Raw genomic sequence first — 12,334 nt, 5'->3', positions numbered from 1 at the left:
GAATTCGAAGCGGCCTAGGACGAATATTACTTGGCGGGGTTCGGTCCGATGCGCTTGCCGTGCTTGACGCGCTCAGCGCCGCCGTGGACGTGGGTGACGGCATAATCGATGCCCATGCCGTAGGCGCCGGAATGTTCCTTCACCAGCGAGGTGACGGCGTCATAGGTTTCCTTGCGTGCCCAGTCGCGCTGCCATTCGAGCAGAACCTGCTGCCATGTCACTGGAATGACACCGGCCTGAACCATGCGGTCCATCGCATATTTGTGCGCATCCAGCGACGTGCCGCCGGAAGCATCCGCCACCATGTAGATCTCGTAATCCGCGACATCATGGAGTGCGGAGAGCGCAAAGGTGGTGTTGCACACTTCCGTCCACAGGCCGGAAACAACGATCTTCTTGCGACCGTTGGCGGCGTTCTTCGCCAGCGCATCGCGGACATTCTGGTCATCCCAGGAATTCATAGAGGTGCGCTCGAGAATGTCGTTTTCCGGGAAGACCGCAAGCAGTTCCGGAAAAGTGTTGCCGGAGAAGCTTTCCGTTTCGACCGTGGTGATGGTCGTCGGAATGTTGAAAATCTTTGCCGCCTTGGCGAGGCCGACGACATTGTTCTTCAGGGTCTGGCGATCGATCGACTGCACACCGAAAGCCATCTGCGGCTGCTGGTCGATGAAGATGAGCTGGCTGTTGGCGGGGGTAAGGACTTCGAGCTTGGACATTTTCAGTTCTCCGTTCAGGTGGTGATTGCCGATCTACGGCGGTGGAAACTAGGAAGGCTTCGCCGGCCGGCTGCCCGGCAGGGGCAGCCGTCTTGAAAAGCGTAATATCTGTTTGGTCAGTGGATGCGGATTAGAGACCCGCTCTATGCCGCAAGGGGAGCGAGGTTCGCCTCGATCTGGTTGCGGAAAGGTTCATAGCGGCTCGGCAGCTTGAGCGCTTCGCCCAGATGCGCGGTATCCTCGTCACGGTCGAAACCGGGTTCATTGGTGGCGATCTCGAACAGGATGCCGCCCGGCGTACGGAAATAGATCGCCCAGAAATAATCGCGGTCGATGACGGGCGTGACCTGATAACCAGTATCCATCAGCGCCTTGCGCACTTCCAGCTGCTTCTCGCGGTTTTCGACTGCGAAGGCGATATGGTGGACCGAGCCCGCTCCCGAACGGGCAAAGGGTGTCTTGGGCAGGGCCGCAAGATCGATCGTATCTGCCCCATTGCCGCCGGGGATGACGAAGCGCGTCACATTGCCTTCAACGTCAGTCCGCTCATAACCCATGAAACGCAGCAGTTCTTCGGTTGCGGCAGTGTCATGCAAATTGAACCGTGCGCCGGTGAAACCGCGTATGGCATTGTCTTCGGAAATTCCCTCGGCCAGCCATGCAGCACGGGCGTCGTCGCCTGTTTCGATCAGTGCAAGGCCATCGCCATCGGGACCGGTGAAGCGCAGGCGATTGGCGCCGAAGACCGTGTCAGCCTGAATGCCGGCGGCGCCTTTGGCAAGGAGACGCTCTTTCCAGAAACCCAGCGAACCCTTCGGGATTGAAAACTGCGTCTCACCCACTTCTCCAACGCCGGGACGGCCGGCCATCATGTTGGCGAAGGGAAAATAGGTCATGACCGTGCCGGGCGTTCCCTTTTCGTCACCGTAATAAAGGTGATAGACGTTGGGTTCGTCGAAGTTGACGGTCTTTTTAACCCGGCGCAGGCCGAGCGTATCGGTGAAGAAACTGTTGTTCTGCCGCGCATCCGACGCCATGGAGGTGACGTGGTGCAGGCCCATGATGTCCTTGATCATCGTCGGCGCCTTTCATCTTTGGTGTGTCCGTTTCGATGGACAAAGATGTAACCCGCTTGATTGCATCGCGGAATTGCAATATTTTTCTCGAATGAATTGCGATTTTTGAAATAATGGCGATGAACGATCATAAAGTTCTCAAAACCTTTCTGATGGCGGCCGAAAAGCGCAACTTCGCGCAGGTCGCCCGCGAACTGGGCATGACGGCAGCTGCCGTCACTCGTGCGATTGCCGCGCTTGAAGATGATCTGGGTGTGCAATTATTCGTCCGCACTACCCGGCAGGTTTCCTTGACGACGGACGGGGCGATCTTCGCCGCGCAGATCCAGCCGGCGGTCGAGGCGCTGGAGAATGCCCGGCGCGATGTCCGCAACGCCCACAAGGCCGATGAGGGGCGGCTGAGGATCAGCGCGCCGACATGGCTCGGCAAAACCGTGCTGCCGCCGATCCTGTCAGGCTTCCGGGAACTCTACCCGAAAATGTGCTTCGAGATTTCACTCTCGGACGGCCTGATCAATATCGTGGATGACGACTACGATCTGGCGATCCGCATTTCATCGGCCCCATCGGATAAATTCACCATCTGGCGCAAGATCAGGGCCGTGCCGAGAATATTGGTGGCGGCTCCGGGCAGCCGGTTCACACAGATGGGACATCCGAGCGAACTGACCCCTGACGATTGCCTTGCCTATAGCGGTGAAAGCCGGCGGGAGAACTGGGTCCTGTCGGACGGCGGATCGAGCATCGCCATCTCGGCCGGCCGCGCATTCAGCGCCAATAGCGGTGAGGTTCTGGCCGATATGGCAGCGGAAGGTGCCGGTGTGGCCCTGCTGCCGGGATTTAATATCGCCGAACATATCCATAGCGGCCGGCTCGTTCATGTGCTGCCCGGCTGGGCGCCGCCCGAACTCTGGCTGACGCTTTATTATCCGCCCTATCAGGCGCTGCCACCCCGCATTGCGACCTTCTCGAAATTTTTCGAAGAGCAGTTGCCGGCGCATATGGTGATGCTGGACTAGAGCCGGCAGCCTGACACTGCCGACGCGCACGAGCGCGCCGGCCTGAGGCGTGAAATAATGTGACGGCAGCAAGGCTGGCAACAGCCACGGCTGCCGTGACATCTTTATGGTCGTCTTCTACGCCAGATGCTGATTGAAGAAGGCGGCTATCCGGTCGAACGGGATCTTGTCAGCGCGGTCATAAAGGTCCGTATGGTTGGCGTCCGGAATGATCACCAGCTCCTTCGGTTCGGCAGCCGCGGCGAAAGCGGTCTCGCTGAAATAGCGGGAATGCGCTTTTTCCCCATGGATGAACATCACCGGGCGCGGCGATATATGTCAGGATTGGCATGTTCATGAACGACAAGGGTGTCGTCTGCGTCCAGGCATTGCCGGAGTTGACGGCACGCGCATGGTAACCGCGCGGTGTCCGGTAATAGTCGTGATAATCAATCAGGAACTGCGCTTCGCCACCCTTGAGATCGGCCGGGCTTCCCTTTTCCGCATCCTGCCAGCGCTGCCGGCTCATCTGCTCCAGCGCCTGCGTGCGCTGTTCGAGGGTCACGCTGTCGTTGTAACCTTTGGACATCACCCGCGTCATGTCATACATGGTGCTGGCTACGACCGCCTTCACGCGCTTGTCCACCGCAACGGCATTCAGCGCCATGGCGGCGACGACCTGACGGCATTTTCCACCGAGCAGATCATCAGCCTGAGTTCGAGCGCGATCTCGGGATTGGGCACCGGTACGCTCGCTGCCCTGACGGCATCCCAAGCGGCAGCCTTCACACCAGGCCAGGTCGCCGCCATGACATCGGCGCAGGTTACGGCCCTGAACAGCGCCAAGACCACCAGCAGCTCTGTGCAGGATATCGCCTCCCTGATCTCAACCACCGATGAAACGACTTCGACCCAAGACAGCGCGACCAGCACATCAGTGGAGGTTTCGAGTGAAACGCAGGAGGCGTCTGACGTCGCTGCAACCATTTTGTCCTACCTGGACGTCTGACTTCGGCTTGTGAGAGGACCGGAAAACGGTCACCCCCGGACTGGCTAGACCGCCACGCAAGTGCTTAGATACACGGCAGTTCCGGATTCATATCACCCAAAAGCACGACACCGGGGATCTCCGATCCCTAGTGTCAATATTTAGAGCGATGCTTTCAGCGCCTCAACTGAAGGCGACGTAAAGGCAGGGCAAGGATCAAAATTCCTCCCAGTTGTCGGGGGCGGTATTCAACGCGGCATTGCCTGAAAACGCCGCCCTTATCCTGCCGCCAAGCGCACGCGCGGGAGACGCTGCGGGCCTGTCGGCGACCGATGCCGTGCGCACGGGCGCGGAGGCCTCGCCATAACCGCCTTCGGACAGTTTGAACTGCGCGATCAGCCCGTTGAGCGAAGACGCCTCACGTGCAAGCCCGTGGCTGGCGGCGGTGCTTTCCTCCACCATGGCGGCGTTCTTCTGGGTGTCCTGATCCATCTGGTTCACGGCCGTATTGATCTGCTGAAGACCGGAGGACTGCTCCTGTGCCGATTCTGCAATGGCGGCGACGTGCCGGTTGATTTCCTGCACCTCCGTCACGATCAGTTCCAGCGCCTTGCCGGTTTCACCAACCAGCTGCACGCCCTGCTGGACCTGACCGTTGGATGTCGTGATCAGGTTCTTGATCTCCTTGGCCGCACCGGCGGAGCGCTGCGCCAGTTCGCGAACCTCCTGCGCAACAACAGCAAAGCCCTTGCCCGCCTCACCCGCACGCGCAGCTTCAACGCCGGCATTCAGCGCCAGAAGGTTCGTCTGGAACGCGATCTCGTCGATCACGCCGATGATGTTGGAAATCTCATTGGCGGATGTCGCGATCTGCTCCATTGCAGCGACGGCCTGCTGCACCACCTCTCCGGATTTTTCAGCGCCGACTTTTGCGCGGCCGACGAGGTGACCCGCTTCCTGCGCCCGTTTTGTGGCGTCCTTCACCGTCGTGGTGATTTCTTCCAGCGCAGCCGCAGTCTCCTCAACGGCGGCAGCCTGCTGCTCCGTGCGTCTCGCCAGATCGTCCGCTGCAGACCTTATCTCATTGGCGCCGGCGTCGATGCCGCGCGCGTTCTGCGCCACCTGGCTCAAGGTCGACTGCAACTGTTCCGCAGCCCGGTTGAAATCGCCGCGGATACCGTCAAGACCGGAAACGAACGGCTGAACGATCCGGTAAGTAACGTCGCCCTGGGCGATCTTCGAAAGGGCCGTGGCAAGATTGTCGACGGCAAACTGTACGTCGGCAGCTTCCCTGGCCTTCTGTTTCTCGCGCTCGATCCGGTCCTTTTCGGAAGTCGACCGGTTGGCCTCCGTTTCATTCTCAAGCCGGAGGCGTTCGATTGCGCTTTCGCGAAACGCCTGAACCGCGGCGGCCATCTGGCCGACTTCATCCCTGCGATCCATTCCGGAAATTTCGCTTGCCGTATCACCGGCCGCCAGCGATTCCATGCGCGCACGAAGCCGCGCAATCGGGGTGGTGATACCCCGGGAGGAGATGAGCAGGCCAAGTGCGATCACGGCCAGCGAAACGAGCGCGAGCGTAATCAGACCCGTCCAGATCGTCGTATTGGTGCTGGCTGTAAGGCGTTCTCTCCCCTCATTCATCACCTGGATGAGCTGTTCATTGCCGGCGCTGATCTTTGGCGAGACTTCGGCAATTTTCCGAAGCACGTTGAGCGCCATCTGCTGCGCTTCGGCGCGTTGCCCTGCCTGCATGAGGGCGATGACCTGATTGCCGATCTCCTCGACTTCGACAACACCATTGAGGATATCGCGGGCGGCATCCGTGCGCGCCGGCACCAGCTCCATGATCTTGTTCTGGCGTTCCTCGAGCTGCTTACGGTCGGCTCTGAAGGTTTTGACGGCAGCTTCGAAATCAGCGCTGGCCGGCTCGTTAAGGCTGGCGCGAAGCATCTGCATGCCGAGTGCATTGAGGTTCCCGCTGGTTCTGGCGTTCAGAACCGCAGCAAGGGCCTCATGGCCGATGAAATCGCTATAGACGCTGTCGGTGCCTTTATATTGCAGGCTGACGTAGCTTATTCCGGAAAGCGACATCAGGCTCATCAGAGAGATGACAAAAACGACCTTCGTTTTTATCTTGGTATTGTTCAGGAAAGACATGGATGGCCTCAAGGCAAGCACTCCTCCAGCCGCCCTCTCGGGAGGCCGGGGAATATATAATGAAACATCGCGGGTAGCTGTTGCCCCTCCTCATAGGGCGACAAGCGGATGCCTTTTTCGAGCCGCCGCCGGGCAGGTCGTCATGGGTCCGCTTGTTCTACCGGCTCCGCCGATGAAACCTTGGAACCTGCGTATTTTAGATTTCACAAAATCACTAAATGAAGTGTTACCCGAGATAGGCAAGTGCTGACAATTCGCCGCGCCGCAGGCCGGTCCGAGCATCGTTTTCACGCCTGTAACCTACGCGACAGCGGCCGTGCCCGCTCGGGCAATCAGGCTATCGTGCCTGCAATGGGCCGGGACTGGATCGTTCGGCCCGATAAAACGAAGCTGCAGATGAAGATGCAGCCGCGCCTGCAAACGTTCAAACAGCCGCTTGCAGGCGGAAGCGTTCCTGTCTTCCTCGCCGGTCAATTTGCCGACGAAACGCATGAACCAGCCGTCATAGGCCTGCACATAAAGGAACCATCGTGTCGGGTCCGGCGCACCGGGCGGCGTGTCGCGGCAGAGCCAGATGGCGTGCGCATGCTGAAACAGCGGACGAAGCGTGCCTTGCAGCAAGGTGAGTTCGGATGCTTCCAACCCGTGAGGATGGAGACCGGCATCGTTGGAGGCGGATCGGACGGCATCTTCGCTCGTCCACAGGCGGTCGGCGATCTGCCGATGCTGCTCCGCCGCCGGCCTGTCTCCCACCCGCAGGCAGAGTTCGCAGAGGTGGCGATGGAGCCGATACCTGGAGAAAGAGGGGTTCCGGCCGATGCGGTGCCACAAGGACATTGCTCCGTGTATGTCTCCGGCTTTCTCCATATCCTCTGCCCGTAGCTGTAGAAGCGTCGTCTCTTCAGGCGAATACCGCAATCCTTCCGCAATCGCCTCGGCGCGAAGCATGCCTGACGGATCGAATTTCTCTGAAAGCAGCACCAGTTGCAGCCAGTCCTGCTCGTCGAACATCTGTTGTTCGCGACGCTGCAGGAGCCTTGAGAAGTCGCTGCGCTGACGGGTATGCCAGTCTTTTGCATCCTGCCAGCCTCGTGCGGCATTGTCGCGCCAGTCTGCATCAAGCCGTGCCGCGATGCCGGGGGCTTCCTCCCCCAACCATTCGGCGGCGGCGGAAGTCTCTTCGAGACGCCAGGGCAGATGATCGGGAAGCGGGCCTGCCGGATCAAACCCCGTCGCGGCAATGCGCTCCGACAAAACGGGATGGGTGCTATGACTATCCGGTTTCTGGCAGAGGTCTTCATGCAGCCAGACGGCCGCCTGCGCGCTATCTCGCGGGCGGCTGTTCTCCGGTTCCGCCAACATCAGGGCAAAGGGTCGCGCCTGGGCGATGTCATCCTTGCCTGCCCCAGCAAACATATCCGGCCAGAATTGGCTGGACAGGGCTCTTCGCCGCAATGTGAGAGCGATTTCCGTCTCAAATGCGATGTCGGCGCCGCAGACCCTAATCGCCCGAGCATCGGCAACCGCCTCGCAGCGACGGGAAAACTCCAGCGTCTCGCGCATCATGCGCGGCACATACCAGGCAAGAAACAATCTGAGCGGCGCGGTGACCAGCCGATGATTGCGCTCATGCAATTTACCAAGCGCCGCCCAGCGCTGGCGAGCCACATGGGCCCAGCGCGCAAAATGACCGTGCAACCGGGAGATATGGGCGTATTCATGCGCGATGACGGTCGCGGCCTGCCGTTGCGTCAACAGGGCGAGAAGCGGCAGACCGAGAACCAGAACATGCCTCGGCTGGCCGCCACGGGAGCCTGTCTGATAGATGGAGGCGTTAAGCTCGGCATTGATATAGACGGCCGTGAAGGCTGGCGCATCGCAGGCGAGGCGCAGCCGTTCAAGCCCTTCGGCAAGAGCGGGAACCCTGTCGGCCTCCAGCAATATTCCATCCGAAACCGGTGGGGGCGGTACTGCCGCATAGGCTCGCAGGACCATCAGCCCGTAAAAGACCCATGACAGCGCCGGCAAGGCAAGAAGCACCAGCAGAAGCCACGAAGGCACCAGCAACACAAGCAAAAGAGGCGACAGGATCAGCGCAAGGCCGCTGGCCAACAAGAACATGTCGCCAAAGGCGAGCCAGGCCAGGGCTCGCCATCTGCCTTCGCGCGGTGACTGGAGGGGGCTCGCCATGCCGACGCTTATTTCGGTGGAAGATGGTCGCTTGAAAGTTTCTTGCCGAGGAAGAAGGCCTTCAACGCCCGCCCGGCCATCTGCAATCCGCTCGATCCATAAACTTGCGTTTCCATCCACTCCAATGACGAATGATCGGGGAAGAGTTCCTTGTAACGGTCGAACCATTGCATGGCGATAAACTCGCTTTTGGGAACGCCATCGCCATATTTATAGGCGAGAACGATCTGGCCATAAGCCTCTCCGGCAATGTGGTCGTCATGATAGTCGATGAGGGATTTCATATTGGCGACGGCCTGCTGTTTTTCCTCCGCAGTGCCGTGCCGGCGGTCGACGCTCGCCAGTCGAATGAGGGACATATCCACGCCGCCTTCCATCGCGCCGCGGTAATATTCCTGAACCCGTTCGAAATTTTCCCGGAGCGACAGATCGAGATTGTCGACATTTTCCAGCCGCCAGGCATAGTTATAAAGTGCGACCGGCTCACCCTCCTCGACCGCCTGCTGAAGCCAGCGACCCGCTTCGTCGCCGTCGAGCAGTTGCGGGTCTGTATTGGGCCGGAATCCCGTTCCGATGTCATACATGCTTGCCGCGGCCGAATAGACGCGCCGTTCAGCGAATGCGCGGGTCAACCAGGCCGACTCCCGCTGGAATCCTCCGTCCCAGATCATCCGGCAGGCATGCATCGGCGTGAACTCATCGGGCTCGTAGAGCGGTTCGAGTTGCGCGACCCGGTCGACCAGCTGCGTGGCGATGGCCGGGTTCGCCTCTATTCCCCACATGCCGAACTGCCAGGCGAATGCCGCCATGGTCAGCATGGTCGGCTCATCAAAACGGCGGACGGCCGTCTGCAACACATTTGCATAGGCGCCGTCGTGATCCTCGAAATGCTGGATCAGCATCAGATTGGTGAAGTCCCGGAACGGGCCGTCAATGGCCGGATAGGTTCCCGGCGCCTTGCAATAACGGATGGATTCGACATGGCGCTGGTGCGCCAGTTTTTCGTCCTGGAGAGAATAATGGGTGAAATTGGCGTATTTTCCGAGGGAAACGAAACGCAGGCGATCCGTGAGATCCCGCGCCAGCCAATTCTTGAAAATCCTCTCCCGGGCGGCAATTTCGCGGGTATCGCCAGGTTCGGGATAATCGGGAATGGTCAATGCATCCTGCACCCCGGGCCAGCGCACGGAATTGCGCTCCTGTTCGCTCAGTGCGGAACATAAGGGGCCTTTGGCGAATTTTTCGACCTCGCCATCATCGCCACCCCATCGCGGGCTCAAATATTGCGCATAAGAAACCAGGATTTCCGGCCAACGGGGCCGAAGCGAAAGGCAGTAGCGCAGCCAGTAATAGCCGGGATTTTCGGCGTCCCCCTGCTGCAGGGGCGGAAGCGAGGCAGGAAGCGTCGCCGTTATGATACCGGGCGGCGTCAATCCGTGTCTGGCAAGCCGGGCGCATGCGGCTTCGTAAAGCTCCGGTTCCAACTCATCGCGCGCTGCCGTCTTTTCAACGGGCGTACCCAGAAACAGCGCATCGACGAACTCCGGCTGACCGAGATACTGGCTCATCTCCATCATCGTTTCCGCGGCAAGAGCAGGCCGCGCGGAAAGGGCCATCGCCTTCAGCAAATGCTCTGCCGCAATTATGCAGGCCATGTGGGCGGCGGCCCACTGGTCTTCCCCAACATCCGATGCCCAGCTCGCCGTTCGGATGTCGCAGGCCCGGCGGAAATAATAGTGACCGGCCACCTGCCTTGCATGATACGAAGCCGGGTATGCCTGCCTCCAGCCATCGAGCAGTTCCAGTCTGAGGGCCGGGTCGACGCTGGCACTGTCGAACAGGCCCGTGTCGGTCGAAAGATGGATATAGCGATCGTCCGCCAGATCGTCGGACTGCCACCACGCCGCCTCAAGCGCCGCGAGTATACGCTCCACCTCGTCGAAGCGCCGTTCAAGCATCGCCTTCCGCAACTCATGCCGCTGACGGAATCTCACCCATTGCGGGCCATCCAGTGGCAGGGGAGACGAAATTGTGACTGTTTTCATGAATGGCTCCTCAGCGGATACGTCCTTCCTTGGAGCATCAAAAAGCCCCTTGTGTCGAGATATCTGAGGAGACTTTTCCCGGCACTTTTACAAATCTCACCGCCAGGAACATAACACCGACCCGGCACTCAATCAGCAAAAGCCAAAAGCCCCACGCCTCGCTTTGCAGCTCGCTCCAGGAGATCACGCATCGAATTGAACGCGGCCAGCGCGTGTTCGTTACCTTCAAGAACATATTCGTTTGTCAGGAGGATATTCAGCAATATCCTGACCTGCACCGGTTCAAGCAGCGTATCTTCGAAGTAGCTGAGGTGGGCGCCCGCCTGCCGGCCCTTGTCGAATAAAGCCGCAAGCAAACGGTGCGCATCAAGATCGATGGAACCGGCGAGCTCGAGGCCGCCGGGGTCCGCAGGCATCAATTTGGTGTCTAACTCGGCGTAGTAGATGTCCAGCATGTGCAATTTGTCCAACGAATGAAGGATTTGGACGTCGCCATTTCGCTTGCAAGGCTCAGCCAGCTAAAAAGGGGCGATCACGGACCGCCCCGACGGAAATAGTCTTGTTTCAGTCCGCTTACGCGGGACGCTCCTCGCCTGCATTGGGTCGCCAGGTAATCAACCTCTTCTCCGCAAAATCCAGAATGAGGTCAATAACAAGAACGAAGACCGCCAGAATGATGATGCCTGCGAAAACACCGACCGCATCGAAGTTGCCTTCCGAGCGGGCGATCAGGTAGCCGAGACCGGCGGAAGCTCCAAGATATTCACCGATGATTGCGCCGACCACTGCAAATCCGACGGACGTGCGCAGCGACGACAGAATCCAGCTCGCCGCAGCCGGGAAATAGACGTGACGCAGCAGGTCCGAGCGCTTGGCGCCCAGAATGCGGGTATTGGAAAGCACGACCGGGTTCACTTCGCGCACGCCCTGCATCGCGTTGAAGAAGGTGACGAAGAAGACGAGCGTAACCGCAAGCGCAACCTTAGACCACAGGCCAAGACCGAGCCAGAGCACGAAGATCGGAGCCAGAACGACACGCGGAATGGCGTTCACGGCCTTGATGAACGGATCGAGCACCCGCGCGACGAAGGGGCTGAGGCCCAGCCAGACACCGGCGCCGACACCGAGACCCGTACCGATGAGATAGCCCAGCACCGTTTCGCTCAGCGTGATGCCGACATGCTTGTAAAAACCGGCATCGGCAACCCAGTCAATCACCTGTTTGACGATGTCATAGGGTGCCGGAAAGAAGAAGCGGTCGATGGCGCCCGAGGTCACACCGAGCTGCCACCCGCCCAAAAGCACGACCAGAAGAGCGATCTGGATGATACGAACATTAACGGCTTGCATAGCTTTTCTCCACTTCGCCACGCAGGGACGCCCATATATCGCGATAGAGCGTCATGAATTTTGGATCGAGTTTGATTTCCGCGACGTTGCGGGGCCGCTCGAGATCGACAGGGAAGCTCTCGATGACACGGCTCTTCGGGCCGGCAGCGAGAACGACAACCCGGTCTCCGAGCGCAATCGCCTCTTCCAGATCATGGGTGATCATGACCACCGCACGGCGGTCCTCCTGCCACAGGCGCAGCAACTCGTTCTGCATGAGGTGGCGGGTGTGGATATCCAGTGCAGAGAAGGGTTCGTCCATCAGGATAACCTTCGGCTCGGTGATGAGCGCCTGCGCCATCTGCACGCGTTTGCGCTGTCCGCCGGAGAGCTGGTGCGGAAAGCGGTCTCCGAAGCCCTTCAGGCCAACCTTTTCGAGCCAGGCCTGAACCTTGGCGCGCCGCTCATTTTCGGGAACGCCGCGGAACATCAAACCAAGCTCGACATTCTGAAACGCTGTCTTCCAGGGAAGAAGCGCGTCCTGCTGGAACAGATATCCGATGTTGTTCTGTACGCCCTTGACGAGCGAACCGTCGATGGAAACCCTGCCCTGCGCTGGCTTCAACAGGCCCGCAATCGCGTTGAGAATGGTGGACTTTCCGCATCCGGTCGGCCCGACGATGGAGAGAAACTCGCCATCGCCGACCTTGAGATTTACGTTTTGCACGGCAACGAACGAACCGAACGCCATGGTCACGTCGTCGATTGCCACCATCGGCTGGGGTTCGAGTTCCGTCACGGGTTCTAGCTTTCTGGCTGGCGAAGACATGGC

The 12,334-nt window shown here is 59.6% G+C and carries 10 protein-coding genes and 1 pseudogene; 1 reads left to right on the top strand and 10 read right to left on the bottom strand.

All coding sequences use genetic code 11. From position 1 onward, the window contains the following. Nucleotides 1-26: 26 nt before the first annotated feature. Nucleotides 27-716 carry a hydrolase gene (locus tag ACQZ5K_RS13805; RefSeq protein WP_448740624.1) on the bottom strand — a complete coding sequence of 230 codons (690 nt, stop codon included), beginning with the start codon at nucleotides 714-716 and terminating at the stop codon, nucleotides 27-29. 143 nt (nucleotides 717-859) lie between these two features. Next, the gene (locus tag ACQZ5K_RS13800) at nucleotides 860-1,792 is read right to left on the bottom strand and encodes a VOC family protein (RefSeq protein WP_137005203.1); all 933 of its coding nucleotides are present in this window, start codon (nucleotides 1,790-1,792) and stop codon (nucleotides 860-862) included. A gap of 119 nt (nucleotides 1,793-1,911) precedes the next feature. On the opposite strand from ACQZ5K_RS13800, the gene ACQZ5K_RS13795 reads away from it, so the two are divergent. Further along, nucleotides 1,912-2,811, top strand: a complete 900-nt coding sequence (locus tag ACQZ5K_RS13795; RefSeq protein WP_137005202.1) for a LysR family transcriptional regulator — start codon at nucleotides 1,912-1,914, stop codon at nucleotides 2,809-2,811. A 117-nt stretch (nucleotides 2,812-2,928) separates the two neighbouring features. Here ACQZ5K_RS13795 and ACQZ5K_RS13790 read toward each other — a convergent pair. From ACQZ5K_RS13790 to ACQZ5K_RS13755, 8 genes and pseudogenes are all read right to left on the bottom strand, one after another. Then, nucleotides 2,929-3,457 (bottom strand): annotated as a pseudogene (locus ACQZ5K_RS13790) (alpha/beta hydrolase); the annotation flags it as partial. Next, nucleotides 3,448-3,777 carry a hypothetical protein gene (locus ACQZ5K_RS13785; protein ID WP_448740623.1) on the bottom strand — a complete coding sequence of 110 codons (330 nt, stop codon included), beginning with the start codon at nucleotides 3,775-3,777 and terminating at the stop codon, nucleotides 3,448-3,450. The gene ACQZ5K_RS13785 and the pseudogene ACQZ5K_RS13790, both read right to left, overlap by 10 nt. A gap of 217 nt (nucleotides 3,778-3,994) precedes the next feature. Further along, entirely contained in the window at nucleotides 3,995-5,938 is a 1,944-nt protein-coding gene (locus tag ACQZ5K_RS13780) for a methyl-accepting chemotaxis protein (protein ID WP_448740622.1), read from the bottom strand. Nucleotides 5,939-6,238: 300 nt separating this feature from the next. Next, nucleotides 6,239-8,128, bottom strand: coding sequence for a M48 family metalloprotease (locus ACQZ5K_RS13775; protein ID WP_448740621.1), 1,890 nt, complete (start codon nucleotides 8,126-8,128; stop codon nucleotides 6,239-6,241). 8 nt (nucleotides 8,129-8,136) lie between these two features. Continuing rightward, entirely contained in the window at nucleotides 8,137-10,173 is a 2,037-nt protein-coding gene (locus ACQZ5K_RS13770; protein WP_448740620.1) for a DUF4034 domain-containing protein, read from the bottom strand. A 128-nt stretch (nucleotides 10,174-10,301) separates the two neighbouring features. Beyond that, entirely contained in the window at nucleotides 10,302-10,628 is a 327-nt protein-coding gene (locus ACQZ5K_RS13765; protein ID WP_448740619.1) for a hypothetical protein, read from the bottom strand. A gap of 118 nt (nucleotides 10,629-10,746) precedes the next feature. Beyond that, entirely contained in the window at nucleotides 10,747-11,523 is a 777-nt protein-coding gene (locus ACQZ5K_RS13760) for an ABC transporter permease (RefSeq protein ID WP_003523941.1), read from the bottom strand. Beyond that, on the bottom strand, nucleotides 11,510-12,331 hold the full coding sequence (locus tag ACQZ5K_RS13755) for an ABC transporter ATP-binding protein (RefSeq protein WP_080707329.1): 822 nt from the start codon (nucleotides 12,329-12,331) through the stop codon (nucleotides 11,510-11,512). The genes ACQZ5K_RS13760 and ACQZ5K_RS13755 overlap by 14 nt, the downstream gene beginning before the upstream one ends. Nucleotides 12,332-12,334: the final 3 nt, after the last annotated feature.

Source organism: Agrobacterium sp. 22-226-1, from assembly GCF_053522345.1.
The sequence above is the reverse complement of the archived record's forward strand: the minus strand, read 5'-3'. Positions and strand labels throughout refer to the sequence as shown.

Coding starts and splice junctions, on each gene's coding strand:
- ACQZ5K_RS13805 (WP_448740624.1), bottom strand. CDS start 716: ATGTCCAAGCTCGAAGTCCTTACCCCCGCCAACAGCCAGCTCATCTTC.
- ACQZ5K_RS13800 (WP_137005203.1), bottom strand. CDS start 1,792: ATGATCAAGGACATCATGGGCCTGCACCACGTCACCTCCATGGCGTCG.
- ACQZ5K_RS13795 (WP_137005202.1), top strand. CDS start 1,912: ATGAACGATCATAAAGTTCTCAAAACCTTTCTGATGGCGGCCGAAAAG.
- ACQZ5K_RS13785 (WP_448740623.1), bottom strand. CDS start 3,777: ATGGTTGCAGCGACGTCAGACGCCTCCTGCGTTTCACTCGAAACCTCC.
- ACQZ5K_RS13780 (WP_448740622.1), bottom strand. CDS start 5,938: ATGTCTTTCCTGAACAATACCAAGATAAAAACGAAGGTCGTTTTTGTC.
- ACQZ5K_RS13775 (WP_448740621.1), bottom strand. CDS start 8,128: ATGGCGAGCCCCCTCCAGTCACCGCGCGAAGGCAGATGGCGAGCCCTG.
- ACQZ5K_RS13770 (WP_448740620.1), bottom strand. CDS start 10,173: ATGAAAACAGTCACAATTTCGTCTCCCCTGCCACTGGATGGCCCGCAA.
- ACQZ5K_RS13765 (WP_448740619.1), bottom strand. CDS start 10,628: ATGCTGGACATCTACTACGCCGAGTTAGACACCAAATTGATGCCTGCG.
- ACQZ5K_RS13760 (WP_003523941.1), bottom strand. CDS start 11,523: ATGCAAGCCGTTAATGTTCGTATCATCCAGATCGCTCTTCTGGTCGTG.
- ACQZ5K_RS13755 (WP_080707329.1), bottom strand. CDS start 12,331: ATGTCTTCGCCAGCCAGAAAGCTAGAACCCGTGACGGAACTCGAACCC.